We start from the raw sequence: 17,310 nt of genomic DNA on the forward strand, positions 1-17,310 counted from the left end.
CGCACGGCTCGAACCACGCCGCCACGGCCGACCACCGCGGCCGCTCAGCCATCAGGGGGAAACCAGCATGCGCACCCATTCACGCCTCGTCCCACTGGCTCTCGCGGCCGGTCTTCTCGGCGGTGCGACCGCCGCCGCGACCGCCGCCCCGTCGGACACGACCGCCGCCAAGGGGGACTACACGGCGCAGTCCTGCTACGGCAGCGCCCGCTCCTACACGACGAACCCGTACGGGATCGTCTCCTACTGGCCCGGCCCGTCCAGCTATGCCCGGGCCACCACGAACTGTGGCGACATCAACGTCAAGAGCAACGTGAACCGCCGGGTCAAGATCTGCTGGTCCGGCGGCGTCTGCCAGAACAGGACGACGCTGGCACGCGCGGGCCGGTGGACGGTCATCGCCACGGACGTCCGGGACGGCGCCAAGTACCAACTCGTCTTCGACGACACGTACACCTCCTCCGGAAAGGTCGCGGCCTGATGACCGCCTGAGCGCACGCCGAAGGGGCGGCCCACCCCCCACGGGTGGGCCGCCCCAGTCGGTGGGCAGGCCGGTGTCAGACCTTCAGCGGGCGGATCGCCGTGGGCGCGTGGCCCGGCTCCGTGGCGAGTTCCTCGAACTCCTTGACCGCGCTGATGTCGGCCGTGGGGCTCATCGCGATGTTCGTGATGCGCTCCAGGATCGCCTCGACGACGACCGGCACCTGGTGCTCCTGGGCGAGCTTCTTGGCCTGCTCGAAGGCGGCCGCCAGCTCGTTCGGGTCGGTGACGCGGATCGCCTTGCAGCCCAGGCCCTCGGCGACCTTGACGTGGTCGACGCCGTAGACGCCGAGCTCGGGGCTGTTCTGGTTCTCGAACTCCAGGTTGACCTGGAAGTTGATGTCCAGGCCGATCTGCGCCTGGCGGATCAGGCCCAAGTAGGCGTTGTTCACCAGGACGTGGACGTACGGGATGCGGTGCTGCGCGCCGACCGCCAGCTCCTCGATCATGAACTGGAAGTCGTAGTCCCCGGAGAGGGCGACGACCTGCGTGTCCGGGTCGGCCTTCGCGACGCCGAGCGCGGCCGGGATGGTCCAGCCGAGCGGGCCCGCCTGGCCGCAGTTGATCCAGTGGCGGGGCTTGTAGACGTGCAGCATCTGCGCGCCCGCGATCTGCGAGAGGCCGATCGTCGTGACGTAGCGCGTGTCCTTGCCGAAGGCCTTGTTCATCTCCTCGTAGACGCGCTGCGGCTTCATGGGGATGTTGTCGAAGTGCGTGCGGCGCTGGAGGGTCTCCTTGCGCTCCAGGTGCGAGGCGACCCACGCGGAGCGGTCGGGCAGCTTGCCGGCCGCCTTCAGCTCCTTGGCGACCTCGACGAAGAGTTCGAGGGCGGCCTTGGCGTCGGAGGCGATCCCGTAGTCCGGGGCGAAGATCTTGCCGATCTGGGTCGGCTCGATGTCGACGTGCACGAACGTGCGGCCCTCGGTGTACACGTCCAGCGCGTACCCGGTGTGGCGGTTGGCCCAGCGGTTGCCGATGCCGAGGACGAAGTCCGACTCCAGGAACGTCGCGTTGCCGTAGCGGTGGCCGGTCTGCTGGCCGACCATGCCCGCGTTCAGGTCGTGGTCGTCGGGGATGGTGCCCCAGCCCATCAGGGTCGGCACGACAGGGGTGTTGGTGAGCTCGGCGAACTCGACCAGGAGGTCGGACGCGTCGGCGTTGATGATGCCGCCGCCCGCGACGATCAGCGGGCGCTCGGACTCGACCAGGAAGCGGATCGCCTTCTCGATCTGGGCGCGGGTCGCGGTCGGCTTGTAGACCGGCAGCGGCTCGTACGTCTCCGGGTCGAACTCGATCTCGGTCTGCTGGACGTCGATCGGCAGGTCGATGAGGACCGGGCCCGGACGGCCCGAGCGCATCAGGTGGAACGCCTGCTGGAAGACGCCGGGGACCTGCGCGGCCTCCAGGACCGTGACGGCCATCTTCGTGACCGGCTTGGCGATCGTCGCGATGTCGACGGCCTGGAAGTCCTCCTTGTGCAGGAGGTGCGTCGGCGCCTGGCCGGTGATGCAGAGGATCGGGATCGAGTCACCGGTCGCGGAGTACAGGCCGGTGATCATGTCGGTGCCCGCCGGGCCCGACGTACCGATGCAGACACCGATGTTGCCCGGGTTGGCCCGGGTGTAGCCCTCGGCCATGTGCGAGGCGCCCTCGACGTGACGGGCGAGGGTGTGGTCGATGCCACCGCCCTCCTTGAGCGCCTTGTAGAAGGGATTGATCGCGGCGCCCGGCACACCGAACGCGTTGACGACGCCTTCGCGCTTGAGGATCTCAACTGCCGCGCGTGCAGCGGTCATACGAGCCATGGGGTTCTCCTGCTTCGACAGCTTCGACAGCTCTTCGGCTGCCGGATTCGGCTGGCGGATCCGGCTCCCGTCGCGCCCTGCGGTGAGCTCCTGTTTCCGCATTGTGGAAATTTAGTTCTGCTATATGGAAGCAATGTAAGCGGGTGCGCCCGAGAGCGTCAAGAGAGATCCGGTGATTCGCCCGTCGCTACGCGCCTACGGCGCCCGTCGCTTCACCCGTTGCCGCAACTTGCGGCGGGCCGCCACCGCTTGGGTGGAGGATGAGGGCGGCGGGACACGGCGGGTCGGCTACGGCAGGCGGTGGTGATGACGGTGACGGACAGTGGCGTGCCGATACGGTGCCCCGGCTGCCGGCGCGAGCAGCTGTACGCGCCCCCGGCCTACCCCTGCGTGTGCGGCGCCCTCGTGACGCCTCCCGTGGCGCGCGGCGCGACGGCGGAGCCGGTCACCGACCGCACGTGGGCGGAGGAGTGGGTGGCGGTGCGGTGCGGGGCCTGCGGCCGCCGGAGCGAGTGGCCCCGGCCGGAGCTGGACTGCGCCTGCGGAGCGGTGCTGCGGGTGGCCGTGGTACTCGGCGGGGAGGGGGTGGACGGAAGGGGCGGGCTCGACGGAAGGGGCGGGCTCGACGGAGCGGGTGGGTCAGACGGAACGGGCGGGTCAGACGGAGCGGGTGGGTCAGACGGAGCGGGACCCGTCGAGGAGGGCCCCGCCCTCCCCTCGCACATCCCGCTCCCCCGCACCGCCCCGCGCCCGCGGCCCGCCTTCCGCCCCATGGCGATCCGCGACGGCCGCGACGCCGTGACCGTGGCCGCCCTGTACCTGCGGTGGCTCGGCTACCTGAACACGCGCAGCGCCGCCCGGCGCCCGCCCTCGGGGGCCCGGATCGCCGCGCGCGGACTGCTGGCGCAGGTCGACCCCGCCTCGCGGCCCACCACCCTGCGGGACATCGAGTGCCTGTGGCTGACCGCCATGACCGAGGCCGACGACACCCCCGTCACCTGCGTCTGCTTCTCCCTGTCCGGGTACACGGCCGGGGCCCGCATCCGCGCGGACGCCCTCGGCGTACCCCTGTTCACCCTGGACGCGACCGGCACGCCCCAGCCGGTCAACGCCCCCGCGGACGAGCTGTTCGCCTCCGGGGCGTGAGCGGGGTCCGGGGCGTGCGGGGAGCCCGGCCCGCGCCCCGCAGATGCGCCAGGTGCCGGGCGAGCGCCAGCGCGGTCATCAGTGCGACGAGCCCGCACACCCCCGGCCAGCCGAAGGCGCCGTACGCCCGTACCGAGAGCCAGGAGCCGACGCTTCCGCCCAGGTAGGCGCAGGTCATGTAGGCCGTGTTGAGCCGGGCGCGCGCCTCGTCGCTGAGGCCGAAGATCCGTACCTGGTTGGCGACCGTGCCGGACTGCATCGCCACGTCGAGCAGCAGCGATCCCACCGCGAGCGCCGCGAGCCCCACCGCTCCGCCGAGCCCGCCGGCGAAGAGGACGGCGGACGCCACCAGGACGGCGACCATGCAGACCAGATTGACCGCGTCGGATCCCCGCCGGTCCACCTGCCGCCCCGCCACCGGCGTACAGATCATGGTCGCCGCGTTGACCAGGGCCAGCATGCCGACCGCCGACGCGCCCATCCCGTACTCGGGACCGGTAAGGAGCAGCGCGACACCGGTCCACAGCGCGGAGAACCCGCCGAAGATCATCGCCTGGTAGAAGCCGGAGCGACGCAGGTCCGGTTCGGTGCGCAGCAGGCGGAGGGACTCGGCGAGGAGTGCGGGGTAGCTCTGCCGGGACGGCGCGGTCGACCTCGGCAGCGCGCGGACGAGGACACACGCGATGATCAGGGTGACGGCCGACGTCATCAGGTACGGGGCCCGCCAGCCCAGCCACTCCCCCACCGCGCCGCCGAAGACGCGCGAGAGCAGCATGCCGCCGATCGAACCGCTCAGCAGGGTGCCCGCGACGGCGCCGCGGCGTTCCTCGGGGACGAGGCCTGCCGCGGTGGGCGCGATGACCTGGGCGACGACGGTGGTGACACCGACGAGGACGCTCGCGACGAGCAGCGGCGGGAGCCCCGGCGCGGCACCGGCGCCGAGCAGGCCGAGCCCGGTGAGCGCGAGAAGCGTGACGATGAGCGTCCGGTACGGGATGCGGTCACCGAGCGGCACGAGCAGGAAGATGCCACCCGCGTAGCCGAACTGGGTGGCCGTCACGACGAGCGCCGCCGTGTCGGCCGAGACGTGCAGACCGTCGGCGACCAAGGGGCTGACGGCCTGCGGGAAGTAGACGTTGCCGACGGCGACGCCACAGGTGACGGCGAGGAGCAGCACCATGCCGCGGCTGAGACCGGGCGGGCGGACCTTCGCCCCCGTCGCCCCCGCCTCTGTCCCCGTACCCGATCTCTCGGGCTCGCCGGTCTTCGGCAACTGCACACTCACCTCACGGGATCGGCTGACGGACCGGCCCACGATCGCCGGTCGGCCCCCGGCCACACAACCGGTTTTGGCCACGGCATACTCGCCCCATGCGCATCCGCCCCGTCACCGCAGCCGACCTGCCCGCGCTCCAGGACATCGAGCGGGCCGCGGGTGAACCCTTCCGCGCCCTCGGCATGGCGGCGATCGCGGACGACGAGCCGCCCACCGTCGAGGAGTTGGACCGCTTCCGCCGCGCGGGCGGAGCGTGGGTCGCCGTCGACGTGGAAGAGGCGGGGGACGCGGCTGACGCGGGAATCGCGGACGACGCCCCGGTCGCGTACCTGATCGGTGAGCCGCTCGAAGACACCACCGCGGCGGCAGGCACCGACGCCGGTACCGGTACGGGTGGTACCGACCCCGGTACCACCCGTACCCGTACCGGCCCCACCGCCTTCCACATCGAGCAGGTCTCCGTGTACCCCCGCGCCGCCCGCCGCGGCGTCGGCCGCGCCCTCATCGAGCACGCCGCCGTGCAGGCCCGCGCGCGGGGCGCGACCGCGCTGACGCTGACCACTTTCGCCGACGTCCCGTGGAACGCCCCGTACTACGCCCGCATCGGCTTCACCCCGCTCGCGGACGCCGATCTCTCCCCTGCCCTGCGCACGGTCCGCGCGCACGAGGCGGAGCTCGGCCTCGACCGGTGGCCCCGCCTCTGCATGCGCCGCGACCTCACGGGGACGACTGGGGTTCAAAGACAGGACCTCACTCCCCGTACCGCTCCCTGAGCTCGATCTTGCGCACCTTGCCGGAGACCGTCATCGGGAAGGAATCCAGGAGCCGCAGCCCGGCCGGGACCTTGTAATGGGCCAACTGCCCCTCGCAGTAGGCCTGGAGCTCTTCGAGCGTCAGCCCCTCGCCGGGGTCCCGCAGGATCACGCAGGCGAGCGGCACCTCTCCGTACCGCTCGTGCGGGACACCCACCACCTGGACGTCGGCGATCTTCGGGTGGCCGTACAGGAACTCCTCGATCTCCCGGGGGTAGATGTTCTCGCCGCCCCTGATGATCATGTCCTTGATGCGGCCGACGATCTGGACGTAGCCGTCCTCCCGCATCACCGCGAGGTCCCCGGTGTGCATCCAGCGCCCGGCGTCGATGACCTCGCGGGTCCGTTCGGGCTCGTCCCAGTAGCCGACCATCACGCTGTAGCCGCGGGTGCACAGCTCGCCGGGCGCACCGCGCGGCAGCGTCACCCCGGTCGCCGGGTCGACGATCTTCACCTCGATGTGCGGCAGGACGCGGCCGACCGTGCCCGTGCGGCGCTCCAGGTCGTCGGTGCGGCGCGTCTGGGTGGAGACGGGCGAGGTCTCGGTCATGCCGTAGCAGATGGACACCTCCTCCATGTGCATCTCGGCGACCACTCGCTTCATCACCTCGACGGGGCAGGGCGAGCCCGCCATGATGCCGGTGCGCAGCGAACTCAGGTCGTACGTCGCGAAGTCGGCGAGGTTCAGCTCCGCGATGAACATCGTCGGTACGCCGTACAGCGAGGTGCAGCGCTCCCGTTCGACGGCGTGCAACGTGGCGACGGGGTCGAAGGACGGCGCGGGAATGACGATGCACGCGCCGTGCGTGGTGGCGCCGAGGTTGCCCATCACCATGCCGAAGCAGTGGTAGAAGGGCACGGGCAGACAGATCCGGTCCTGCTCGGTGTAGCCGACCGTACGGCCCACCCAGTAGCCGTTGTTGAGGATGTTGTGGTGGGAGAGGGTGGCGCCCTTGGGGAAGCCCGTGGTGCCCGAGGTGTACTGGATGTTCACCGGGTCGTCGCAGCTCAACAGCGCCTCCTGGGCAGCGAGTTCGCCGGGGTCGACCGCATCGGCGGCGGCCAGGAGCGCGTCCCACGAGCCGTCCCCGATGTAGTGGACGGCGCGCAGCCCGGTACAGCGGGGTCGAACCTCGTCGACCAGCGCGCGGTAGTCACTGCTCTTGTGGGCCTGCGAGGCGATGAGGACGCAGACGCCCGCCTGGTTGAGGACGAACTCCAACTCGTGGGTTCTGTAGGCCGGGTTGATGTTCACCATGATGGCGCCGATGCGCGCGGTGGCGTACTGCACGAGCACCCACTCCGCGCAGTTCACCGCCCAGATCCCGACGCGGTCCCCCTTGGCCACGCCCGCCCCGAGGAACCCGCGCGCCAACTGCGCCACCGCGGCGCCGAATTCGGCGTACGTCCAGCGCGTGCCCGCGGCGACGTCGACGAGCGCGTCCCGCTCCGGCCAGGCCTCGACGGCCCGGTCCAGGTTCTGCCCGATGGTGTCGCCGAGGAGCGGGGTCCCGCTGGTCCCGTGCGCGTACGAGAGCTCTGTCACCGGAAGTCCTCCTCGCGGTACTCCGCGTCGGAGCCCGCCGCGGTCGCCTCGCGCAGCTCCACGCGGCGGATCTTGCCGGACACGGTCTTGGGCAGCGCGCCGAACTCCAGACGGCGCAGCCGCTTGTACGGGGCGAGCACCGCGCGGGAGTGCTCGAAGAGCGACTTCGCGGTGTCCGGGCCCGGTTCGAAGCCCTCGGCGAGCACGACGTACGCCTTGGGGACGGCGAGCCGCACCGGGTCGGGCGCGGGCACGACGGCCGCCTCGGCCACCGCCTCGTGCTCCAAAAGCGCGCTCTCCAGCTCGAACGGCGAGATCTTGTAGTCGGACGCCTTGAAGACGTCGTCGGACCGTCCGACGTAGGTGATGTAGCCGTCGGCGTCGCGCGAGCCGATGTCGCCGGTGCGGTAGTAGCCGCCCGCCATCGCCTCCGCGGTGCGCTCGGGATCGCCGTGGTAGCCGGCCATCAGGCCGACGGGATCGGTTCCCAGGTCGAGGGCGATCTCCCCCTCGGCCGCGCCCGGCTCACCGGTCACCGGGTCCAGGAGTACGACGGTGAAGCCGGGGGTCGGACGGCCCATGGAGCCCGGCTTCAACTGCTGGCCCGGCGAGTTGGCGACCTGCACGGCCGTCTCGGTCTGCCCGAAGCCGTCGCGGATGGTGACGCCCCAGTCGCGCCGCACCTGCTCGATGACCTCGGGGTTGAGCGGCTCCCCCGCGGCGACGACCTCGCGCGGCGGGGTGCGCAGCTGGGTCAGGTCGGCCTGGATGAGCATGCGCCACACGGTGGGCGGCGCGCAGAAGGAGGTGACACCCGCCCGGTCCATCTCCGCCATCAGCCGCCCGGCGTCGAAGCGGGCGTAGTTGTGGATGAAGACGGTGGCCTCGGCGTTCCACGGCGCGAAGAGGTTGGACCAGGCGTGCTTGGCCCATCCCGGCGAGGAGATGTTCAGATGGACGTCGCCGGGCTTGAGGCCGATCCAGTACATCGTCGCCAAGTGGCCGACGGGGTAGGAGACGTGGGTGTGCTCGACGAGCTTCGGGCGTGCGGTGGTGCCCGAGGTGAAGTAGAGCATCAGCGGGTCGTCGGCGAGGGTGATCCGGTCGGGCTCGAAGACGTCGGGGGCGTCGTCGGCACCGGCGTACGAGAGCCAGCCCGCGCCGGAGGGGGCCAGGCCCTCCCCCTGCTCCCCGCCCACGACGATCCGCGTGTAGTCGCCGGGTACGTCGTCGAACTTCGCGGTGTCCTCGGGGCGCACGACCACATGCCGGGCGCGGCCCCGCTCGATGCGGTCCCGCAGGTCGGCGGGGCCGAGCAGCGGCGTCGCCGGGATGACGACGGCGCGCAGCTTCATCGCGGCGAGCGCGATCTCCCACAGCTCGACCTGGTTGCCGAGCATGACGACGACGCGGTCACCGGCGCGGACGCCGTGCCCGCGCAGCCAGTTGGCGACCCGGTTCGAGCGGGCGGAGAGCCGGGCGAAGGAGAACCGGCCCTCCCGGCCGTCCTCCTCCACGATGTGCAGCGCGGTCCGTCCGTTGCCGTCGGCGATGACGTCGAACCAGTCGAGCGCCCAGTTGAACCGCTCGGGCCGCGGCCAGGCGAAGCCTTCGTACGCGGTCGCGTAGTCCTCTCTATGCCGCAGGAGGAAGTCCCGTGCGGTACGGAACTGCTCCGTGGCGCTCGCCCCGGTCATCGTCATGTGCACCCCTACTCGATTACGCGGTCCCGCGCCGGCCGCTCCGGCCATTCCTGCCGCCGTACTCATTGCCGGACGCTACGTAACATCGTGTAATTCGTGATGCGGGTCTCACTACCCCCGGACGGGGGTGTCGCGAGGTGAAGGGGCGAACGCGTGGCGGCTGACGGCGGCGAGGCGGTGGAGATGCGGGCCGCTCTGCTGCGGCTGCGGCGCGGCACGGGGCTGCCGGTGGCGTTCGGCGGCCTCCTCGAAGGGGCGCGCCAGGTGCGGATCGGCGAGCTGAGCGGCACGGTGACGCGCGCCCTGAACGGCCTCGCCATCTCCTCGGGCAACGGCCTCGGCGGCAAGGCGGTCGCCCTGTCACGGCCCTGCGCGGTCACCGACTACCACGTGTCGCGGCACATCAGCCACGAGTACGACGCGGCGGTCGCCGCCGAGGGGCTCAGGTCGGTGCTCGCGGTGCCCGTGGTGGTGCGGCGCCAGGTGCGCGGAGTGCTCTACGGTGCGCTGCGCGCGGCCCAGCCGCTCGGCGACCGGACGCTGTCGGCCGCGGTGTCGGCGGCCAGGGACGTGGAGCAGGCTCTCGTCGTACGCGACGAAGTGCGCTCGCTCCTCGCGGCGGCCAGGGAGCCGGTGGCGGGGCCGGGGGCGTGGGAGCAGGTCCGCGAGGCGCACGGCGCGCTGCGTGCCCTGGCCCCGCGCATCGTCGACCCGGTGCTGCGGGCCGAGCTCCTCTCGGTGTGCGGCCGGCTGGAATCGGCGGCGACGGTCCCTGACCGCGGCCGGGGCCGCCCCGTGTCGCTCGCGCCGCGCGAGGTGGACGTCCTGTCCTGCGTGGCCGCGGGCGTGACGAACGCGGCGGCGGCCGAACGGCTCGGGCTGCGCCCGGAGACGGTGAAGGGCTATCTGCGCTCGGCGATGCGGAAACTGGGCGCGCACACGCGCCTGGAGGCGGTGGTGGCGGCGCGGCGGGCGGGGCTGCTGCCGTAGGCGGTCGCGGTAGGCGGTTGCCGTGAGCAGTGCAGGGGTGGGTCTCGGGCGCTGTAGCCCCGCCCGGCGCGTCGGGTGTGCTGGATGTGACGGTGTGACGGGTGTGCGCGGCCCGCATGGCCCCACCCCCGTGGGAGCCGCGTGGACCTGTCTACTTGTCGGCGGTCAGTTTGCCCGCCACGCCCCAGCTGTCCGTGGGCGTCTCGTGAATCGGACGGTGACGATGGGCATGGCTGAACTCCCTGTGATCAGCGCCGGTGTCGGGCGTACACGACCGTCCACTGCCGCACGACGCCCGCCCCGATCATGGCGAGCCTGTCCTGCAGCGAACCGTCCCGAGAGCCGGTGTCACTTCCAGGGGTCGCTGAAGGAGCGGCCCGGCACCGGCTTGGCGACGAGTGCCACGGCGATGAAGAAGTTGACCTGGCCGATCGCGAACATCAGGGTGGCCAGCGCCTTTTCGTCATAGTGCTCCGCGACCTCGGCGTACAGCGCGTCGGAGACCCGCTCACCGTCCGCGGACGGCTGGAGAACCGCGTCCACGAGGGCCAGCGCGGCCCGCTCGGCACCGGTGAAGTAGGGCGAGTCCTGCCACGACACCACCGACGTGATCCGCTCCTCCGACTCCCCGCCCTTGCGCAGGAACCCGGTGTGCAGAACGGTCAGATAGGTGCTGCCGACGATCTGGCCCGCACGCAGCTGCACCAGACTGATCGTGGAACGCGGCACCGAACCGTTGCCGGTGACCCGGAACAACGCCGCCGACACATCGGCCAGCTCGGGAACGAGCTGGGCGGGGTCCTCGGACATCCGCGGAACCATCGGAACCTCTGCGGTGAGAGAACGTGCGTTCATGGTCAACAACTCCTCGAAGTCTTGCCTCTGTCGTCATTCCGACGCCGTCGCCGCTCCGGCGTCGACGTCACTTCCCTGACGGAGCCCGCCGCGGAGATGTGACAGGTGAGCGAGAAATCGTTTCGACGACTCGCCCGCCGAACCCCGGCCGCCCGCCCCTGTCACACTTCGGCGGGGCCGCGCGTCATCGCAGTGGGCCGACAGCGCGCACCGCCCGCAGGGGGAGCCGCCCGCAGGGGGAGCGCCTTCGGCCGACGAAAACCCGCTCGGCGGCGCGAGAAGCGAAGCCGGGCGGACCTGTGGTCGAACGTCGGGAGAGAACGTTGAAGACATCAGCCCCCATCCTGGTCACCGGCGGCACCGGCACGCTCGGCGGCCACGTCGTACCGCTCCTGCGGGAGGCGGGCCACGAGGTCCGCATCCTGACCCGGCACAGCCGTGCGGCCGAGCCCGGCATCGAGTACCACGTCGGCGACCTGCTCCAGGGCGAGGGCCGGGCGGACTCCGGTGAGGGTGCGGGTACGGGCGCCGGTACCAGCCTGGCCGCCGCGCTGGCGGGAGTGGAGACGGTGCTGCACCTCGCGGGCGGCCCCAAGGGCGACGACGAGGCGACGAGAAGCCTGGTGCGGGCCGCGCGCACGGCCGGTGTGCGGCACCTCGTGTACATCTCGGTGATCGGCGCGGACCGCATCCCGCTGGCCTACTTCCGCGCGAAACTGGGCGCGGAGCGGGCCGTGGCCGAGTCGGGCATCCCCTGGACGACGCTGCGGGCGGCCCAGTTCCACGACTTGGCCCTGACGGTGGCGCAGAAGATGGGGAAGCTGCCCGTCGTCCCCGCACCGGGCGGGATGCGCTGGCAGCCGGTGGACGCCCGCGACGTGGCGGCCCGCCTGGTGGAGCTGGCACTGAGCGCCCCGGCGGGCCTGGTCCCCGACCTTTCGGGCCCGGAGGTGTACGGGCTGGGCGACCTGGTTCGCGGATATGTCGAGTCGACCGGCAGGCGGCGCCCCCTCGTACCGGTGCGCGTGCCGGGAAAGGTCGGCCGCGCGTACCGCGCCGGGGAGAACCTCGCCACGGCGGGCGTCACGGGCACGCGCACGTGGGAGGCGTTCTTGTCGGAGCGGGTGGGTTGAGGGCGGGGGCGGGGCGCGGGGCGGGGGGCGGGGCGGCGGTACGGGGAGGTCGCGGGGCCGGACCGCGAGGCCGGACGTGCACCCGGTTTCGAGGCCGGTTGCGAGGCCGGTTGCAAGGCCGCCGCTTCAGAACAGGTGCCGGTTCGGGGCCTTGGCGGCGTCGGCGTACTCGGGCAGTTCGATGACGGTGACGCCGACGGCTTCGAGCCGCTCGGCCCCGTCGGCGTCGGCCTGGCCCGCAGTGCCTTCCTCCGCAGCGGCCCCCTTTGCGTCGGCTTGCCCCGCAGCGGTCCCGTCCGCGTAGGGCTCCCGCCAGCCGGTGACCACCCGACGGATTCCGGCCTTCCGGATCAGCTCCGCACACGGAGGCGCCCCCGAGGCACGCTCGGCACACGGTCCGGCCGAGCTGTAGAGCGTGGCGGTGGGCAGTCGCGGGTCGTCGGGGGCGAGCCGCGCGAGGGCGGCTTCGGCTGCGTGCTCATCGGGTCCGTGCTCGCGCGCGCGGCCACGGGCGAGCTCGGTGCCGTCGTCGGCGAGGACGACCACGCCACCGGAGAGCTCCGTGCGCGAGGGCGGGCACTCGGTCGCGAGCCGGCAGGCCACCGCCAGCCAGGCGCGGTCGGCGGTGGTCGGCTCGGCACCGGGGCCGGGGCGTCCGCAGGTGTCATCGGTTGCGTGGGTCACCGGCGTTCCTTTCGTGGACGTACGGGAGGAGTACCACGCTGTCGCCCGGTACTCCTCCCGATTCGCGTCGGCTCACCCGGACCCGGCAGCCGCCGACGTCAGGCGTCGATGACGGCCCCGAAGCGGATGTCGTACGAGGACGAGGTCTCGGCGATCCGCCGCAGCGTCCGCTCGGCCTCCCGCGTCAGCTCGTCCCGCTGGGCGCGGCTCGGCTTCCCGAACGGCTCGATGGTGAGCACGGCGGCGCCGCCTTCCGCACCCTTCCCTCGCTTCGTTTCCTCGACCAGCCGCCACACCCCGGCCAGGAACCCGTCGAGGAGGAACACGGAGAACGGGACGTTGCCCTTCCACGTACGCCCCTTGTACGCGGCGGGGACGACGCGGGTGCGGTCGGCGTGCGCGAGGAGGAGGTTGTCGTACTCGGGCAGGAAACGGGGCGGGGCCGGGGTGTCCGCGTCGGGGCGGGGCGCGTCGGGCAGGTCGAACAGCTCGACGCCGTTCTCGTCGCGGTACGTACGCAGCCGGGGTCGCAGCCGCTCGAAGACCTCCCGCATCCGGGTGAGCCGGGCCCAGGTCTGCATGTCCTTGACGGAGGCGGGCCCGAAGGCGGCGAGGTAGCGCAGGACGGTGTCGTCGAGCGTGACGCCGGGGGTTGCTCCTGACCGGCTGTCCGGTCCGTCGCCGAGCCACTGCTCAAGGGTGGTGAGGGCGACCTGCCCACCGCGCCGCCAGAGCCCGCGCGGGGTGACCTGCACGAGGGGCAGGGTGCACCGGGCGGCTACGGCGAGGGCCTGCGGATCGGCGTCGGGCCACCGGACGAGCAGCGTCTCGCGGAGTTGCTTCATGGTGCGGGGCTCCGCCTCGACGGCCGCGCGGGCGAGCCCCGCGAGTTCGCTCAGGTCGACTCCCGTCAGCCCGTTGCGGAAGGCCGAGAGCTCGCGTTCGCGGGCGCCCTGCACGAGCCGCCGCAGCGAGCGGGCATCGTCGGCGGTGTGCAGGTGAATGGTGGAGCGCAGTGTGACCATGCGGACCAGCTCGCGGGAGTCCAGGAGCGCGGAGAGCTCGCCGGGGTCGAACTCGGCGAGGCGCGCGGCGAGGGCGTAGTACGGCGGCTTGACGTTCTGCGCCTGGAGACCGACGAGGTGGGTGACGGCGTCCTTGACGGACAGACCCCGGGCCCGCCGCAGGAGGAGCTGCCGGTCGAGGGTGGCCCGGTTGAGGGCGCGTACTCCCAGTACGGGGGTGGTGCTTGCCGGTGCCCGGAGCGTGGTCTTGGTCATGGACGGCACGCTAGCGGGGGTAGCGGACAGGTACGGTCCGCGATTCTCGCCGCCCCAACCGGACCCGACCCGGCCCGACCCGACCCAACCCGACCGGGTCGGGGCAGGTGCCCGGCAGGCACCGCAACGCGTGCCGATATACCCCCCCCGGTGAGCCGGCGCGTCCCCTTCTCCCCCCTCGCCCCCCTCGCCCGCTTCGCCCGCTCGCGCCGTCTCGCCACGCCCACGTGACCCGGGACGCATATCCTGCTCGGTGCCGATGTAGTGACCGTTCCGTGGCTGCTCCGTGGCCGCACCGCGGCCGCACTACAGGTGGCATCGGCCGCCCGCGGCCACATGGACAAGCGTTCGACACAGGACACAGGAGGCGGCCAGCATGGCGGAGCGCCGAGCCCGTCCGACACCGACCGCGAGGCACAACGCGTGGCGCCGCATGACGCGAGCCACGGCGACGTCGTCCGCCAAACCGCCCAAACCGCCCAAGCCCCAGAAGTCCCCGAAGCCGCCCAAGCCAGCCAGGATTCCGAAGAACGCGGAGCCCACACCAGCCTCCCCAGGCGCCCAGCTCCCCGCGGAACCCACCCCGCCCCCACGGCCGAACGCCGACAGCGTCGTCGAGGCGGCGCTGTACCGCGACGGCGTCAGGGTGGCGACGCCCGGGTCCCTGGCGGACACGTTCCGCGAGCTGCGCGACCAGCCGGACGGCATGGCATGGATCGGCCTCGCACGCCCGACGGAGAGCGAACTCCTCTCCCTGGCCGCCGAGTTCGACCTCCACGAACTGGCCGTGGAGGACGCCATGGAGGCCCACCAGCGCCCGAAGCTGGAGCGCTACGGCGAGACGCTCTTCGTCGTCCTGCGCGCCGCGCGCTACCTCGACGCGCCCGAGGAGGTCGACTTCGGTGAGCTGCACATCTTCGTGGGCCCCGATTTCGTCATCACGGTCCGGCACGGCGCGGCCCCCGACCTCACGGCGGTCCGCCGCCGCATGGAGGACTCCCCCGACCTCCTCAGACTGGGCCCCGAGGCGGTGCTCTACGCGATCCTCGATGCGGTCGTCGACGGCTACGCCCCGGTCGTCGCCGGCGTCCAGAACGACATCGACGAGATCGAGACCGAGGTCTTCGGAGGCGACCCGGAGGTCTCCCGCCGCATCTACGAACTCTCCCGCGAAATGGTCGAGTTCCAACGAGCCACCCGCCCCCTGGTCAGCATGCTGCACGCCCTGATGGCAGGCTTCGCGAAGTACGGCACGGACGAGGAGCTCCAGCGCTACCTGCGCGATGTCGCCGACCACGTCACCCACACCAGCGAACGCGTCGACGGCTTCCGCCAGGCCCTGACGGAAATCCTGACGGTGAACGCAACCCTGGTCACCCAACAGCAGAACGCGGAGATGCGGGCATTGGCGGAGGCGGGTTTCGAACAGAACGAGGAGATCAAGAAGATCTCGTCGTGGGCGGCGATTTTGTTTGCTCCCACGCTGGTGGGAACGATCTACGGGATGAACTTCGAGCGGATGCCGGAGCTGGGGTGGGCGTTCGGGTACCCGTTCGCGATTCTGCTGATGGCGGGGGTTTGTGTGAGCCTGTACTTCATCTTCAAGCGACGGGACTGGCTGTAGGAGCAGGGGTGGACGCGTAGCTAACTTCACGTACGCGAACACCCCGTAGGCCCCCTCTAGGACTCCTGGGGAGAATCTGGGGAGAATGCGCGGCACTGGGGAGCGGGTACCCCACCCCGCCCCTCATGCTCTACACCTGGTGCACGACCTACCCTGCCCAGCTTCCCTCCACTGCACCGTCACTGACAATGCACGCAGAGGGAGCGGACGCACTTCTGAGACATCCGTCAACAGCCATCTACATGACGTATGCGCGCAGCGGCGGCGGACGTCCGGGGTTACCGTGACTGCCTCAGTCACAGCCAAGGGGGCTTGATGGATGCAGAGTTGATGGCACTCGCCGCTTCGGGAGCGACCGTGCTCGTTCAGCAGATGGCGGCGGACTCCTGGACGCAGGCGCGTGATCATATCGTCGCGTTTTTCGCGCGTAATCGTCGAGGCGAAGAAGCAGCGATCGAGGGGGAGCTAGAGACCTCGCGCAGCGAGCTGACGATGGCGGTGGCAACTGGTGACGAACAGACTGCCGCAGACGTTGAGGCACTGTGGCGCACGCAACTGAGACGCCTCCTGCTGGCTGAGCCCACGGCGGCAGCTCAACTGCGAGCTGTGCTGAGCGACTTGGAGCACGTTCTGGAAGGCCGACAAGTTACGAGCGTCCAAAATACGATCAGTGGCGGCCTCCAGCTCGGCCCAGTGATTCAGGCTGGCAGCGTGGGCCCTCTCAACTTCGGTTCGCCTTCACGCCAGTCCTGATCCGCGCTTGGTCGAGAGAGCCCCTGTTGGGGCACGCCCCTTGCTCCAACTACCCGTCGAATGCGGCTATTTAGCGTAACTTCTTGACCATGGAGGAAGCGCGAGACGACTGTGCCCGACAAAACGTCACCAACGACATGAGCGGCAATGCCTTCGGCATATCCGGACAGTTCGGCAATATTTACGGAGATGTGCATTTTCACGGACCGAACTCCGTGCCCCATCCATCCTGCGACGCTCCGAAGCAAGATGAAGACATCGTCGGCGCGAAGAGGAAGAAGCGGGAAGCGGCTGAGCGCGCCCGGCAGCGACTAGAGGCGGAGGACAACAAGGCGATCAAGGGCTGTGGGCTCCTGGTGCTGGTACTAGCCGCCCCTGGCTTCGCAGTCCTCGGCTATTGCACCCATGATTGGACTACCGCAGCGGTGCTTGTGGGGATTGCGGCCGCACTTCTCTTCCTCTGGGGTGGTGGCTTGGTCATGCGTGGCCGCTAATCCACGCATGACCAAGCGGTGCGCGCCACCGCTGGCGTATCTTCCGATCCATGAGCGAACAGCGGTCCATGCGGAACGACTTGAGCGGCAACGTTGCGGGGCATTCTGTCCAGGCAGGGTCCGTCCACGGCGACGTAGTGTTCAACTCGAACATCGAGCCGCAGAGCCCAGAAGAGGCGGAGGTCCGCCGCCGATGGACAGAGCGGCAACGGCGCATCCTTGATGATGAGGCAGCCGAGAGGGAAACGAAGCAGCGACGAGCCGAGCGCTATGCGCGGGCGTGTCGTCGTCGGGCACGGGGGTCCTTGGTTGTGCTGCCTGTGTCCATAGCGGCTGTGACAGTGGGAGTCATGCACGTGGTGCCCGCCATCTATGGGGCCCTTGGGATGTTGTTCACAGCTATCTTCTTTCTCGGATGGATCCAAAACGCACTGGTAGTTCGGGCTTGGGAGGCCGGGCGAACCATCAAGGTTCCGCGCAAGAGGTCGGAGCCTTGAGAAGGTGGCGCCCAATCGAGCATCCAGCCCATGACTTCCCGCCGGACCCGGGTGTCGCTGGCCCACTAGACCTCCACCAGCGTCTGTACGCAGACGAGTAGGCGGTCCCCTCTGTATGACGGACCACTCTCCCGCCCTGGTGGAATCCCCGTCTCCCGCGCCACCAGCACCA

14 protein-coding genes and 1 pseudogene are annotated in these 17,310 nt (G+C 70.9%); 8 read left to right on the forward strand and 7 right to left on the reverse strand.

Annotation, left to right across the window (positions count from 1 at the left end):
• The first annotated feature begins 67 nt into the window (after positions 1–67).
• Positions 68–481, forward strand: a complete 414-nt coding sequence (locus ACFVYR_RS04185; RefSeq protein WP_384248307.1) for a hypothetical protein — start codon at positions 68–70, stop codon at positions 479–481.
• 76 nt (positions 482–557) lie between these two features.
• Here the strand turns inward: ACFVYR_RS04185 and gcl are convergent, their stop codons facing one another.
• Positions 558–2,336, reverse strand: a complete 1,779-nt coding sequence (gcl, locus tag ACFVYR_RS04190) for a glyoxylate carboligase (protein WP_384248684.1) — start codon at positions 2,334–2,336, stop codon at positions 558–560.
• A gap of 315 nt (positions 2,337–2,651) precedes the next feature.
• Here gcl and ACFVYR_RS04195 point away from each other — a divergent pair, with 315 nt between their 5' ends.
• Positions 2,652–3,491: a hypothetical protein gene (locus tag ACFVYR_RS04195; RefSeq protein WP_384248308.1), complete on the forward strand. Its 840-nt coding sequence runs from the start codon at positions 2,652–2,654 to the stop codon at positions 3,489–3,491.
• Here ACFVYR_RS04195 and ACFVYR_RS04200 read toward each other — a convergent pair.
• Entirely contained in the window at positions 3,451–4,671 is a 1,221-nt protein-coding gene (locus tag ACFVYR_RS04200) for an MFS transporter (RefSeq protein WP_384248686.1), read from the reverse strand. The genes ACFVYR_RS04195 and ACFVYR_RS04200 overlap by 41 nt on opposite strands.
• 191 nt (positions 4,672–4,862) lie before the next feature.
• Between ACFVYR_RS04200 and ACFVYR_RS04205 the strand changes: the two genes are divergently transcribed.
• The gene (locus tag ACFVYR_RS04205; RefSeq protein ID WP_384248309.1) at positions 4,863–5,540 is read left to right on the forward strand and encodes a GNAT family N-acetyltransferase; all 678 of its coding nucleotides are present in this window, start codon (positions 4,863–4,865) and stop codon (positions 5,538–5,540) included.
• Here ACFVYR_RS04205 and ACFVYR_RS04210 read toward each other — a convergent pair.
• The gene (locus ACFVYR_RS04210; RefSeq protein ID WP_384248311.1) at positions 5,518–7,125 is read right to left on the reverse strand and encodes an AMP-binding protein; all 1,608 of its coding nucleotides are present in this window, start codon (positions 7,123–7,125) and stop codon (positions 5,518–5,520) included. The genes ACFVYR_RS04205 and ACFVYR_RS04210 overlap by 23 nt on opposite strands.
• Positions 7,122–8,822: an AMP-binding protein gene (locus ACFVYR_RS04215; RefSeq protein WP_384248689.1), complete on the reverse strand. Its 1,701-nt coding sequence runs from the start codon at positions 8,820–8,822 to the stop codon at positions 7,122–7,124. The genes ACFVYR_RS04210 and ACFVYR_RS04215 overlap by 4 nt, the downstream gene beginning before the upstream one ends.
• Before the next feature lie 189 nt (positions 8,823–9,011).
• Here ACFVYR_RS04215 and ACFVYR_RS04220 point away from each other — a divergent pair, with 189 nt between their 5' ends.
• Positions 9,012–9,818, forward strand: coding sequence for a response regulator transcription factor (locus ACFVYR_RS04220; RefSeq protein WP_384248691.1), 807 nt, complete (start codon positions 9,012–9,014; stop codon positions 9,816–9,818).
• Positions 9,819–10,166: 348 nt separating this feature from the next.
• Here ACFVYR_RS04220 and ACFVYR_RS04225 read toward each other — a convergent pair whose 3' ends face one another.
• Positions 10,167–10,673, reverse strand: coding sequence for a carboxymuconolactone decarboxylase family protein (locus ACFVYR_RS04225; protein WP_384248312.1), 507 nt, complete (start codon positions 10,671–10,673; stop codon positions 10,167–10,169).
• 323 nt (positions 10,674–10,996) lie between these two features.
• Here ACFVYR_RS04225 and ACFVYR_RS04230 point away from each other — a divergent pair, with 323 nt between their 5' ends.
• Positions 10,997–11,806, forward strand: a complete 810-nt coding sequence (locus tag ACFVYR_RS04230) for an SDR family oxidoreductase (protein ID WP_384248314.1) — start codon at positions 10,997–10,999, stop codon at positions 11,804–11,806.
• Positions 11,807–11,932: 126 nt separating this feature from the next.
• Here the strand turns inward: ACFVYR_RS04230 and ACFVYR_RS04235 are convergent.
• Positions 11,933–12,457: pseudogene (locus tag ACFVYR_RS04235) on the reverse strand (hypothetical protein); the annotation flags it as partial.
• Positions 12,458–12,588: 131 nt separating this feature from the next.
• Positions 12,589–13,770, reverse strand: a complete 1,182-nt coding sequence (locus tag ACFVYR_RS04240) for a winged helix DNA-binding domain-containing protein (protein ID WP_384248315.1) — start codon at positions 13,768–13,770, stop codon at positions 12,589–12,591.
• A gap of 376 nt (positions 13,771–14,146) precedes the next feature.
• Between ACFVYR_RS04240 and ACFVYR_RS04245 the strand changes: the two genes are divergently transcribed.
• The 3 genes from ACFVYR_RS04245 to ACFVYR_RS04255 all read left to right on the forward strand — a co-directional run bounded on the left by ACFVYR_RS04245 (position 14,147) and on the right by ACFVYR_RS04255 (position 16,641).
• On the forward strand, positions 14,147–15,394 hold the full coding sequence (locus ACFVYR_RS04245; RefSeq protein ID WP_384248317.1) for a magnesium and cobalt transport protein CorA: 1,248 nt from the start codon (positions 14,147–14,149) through the stop codon (positions 15,392–15,394).
• Between the two features lie 315 nt (positions 15,395–15,709).
• Positions 15,710–16,147: a hypothetical protein gene (locus tag ACFVYR_RS04250; protein WP_384248318.1), complete on the forward strand. Its 438-nt coding sequence runs from the start codon at positions 15,710–15,712 to the stop codon at positions 16,145–16,147.
• Positions 16,148–16,230: 83 nt separating this feature from the next.
• A complete protein-coding gene (locus ACFVYR_RS04255) occupies positions 16,231–16,641 on the forward strand; it encodes a hypothetical protein (protein WP_384248319.1) in 411 nt (136 codons plus the stop codon).
• The last annotated feature ends 669 nt before the right edge of the window (positions 16,642–17,310 follow it).

Origin of the sequence: Streptomyces sp. NPDC058284 (assembly GCF_042881135.1) — a bacterium.
Lineage (GTDB): Bacteria > Actinomycetota > Actinomycetes > Streptomycetales > Streptomycetaceae > Streptomyces.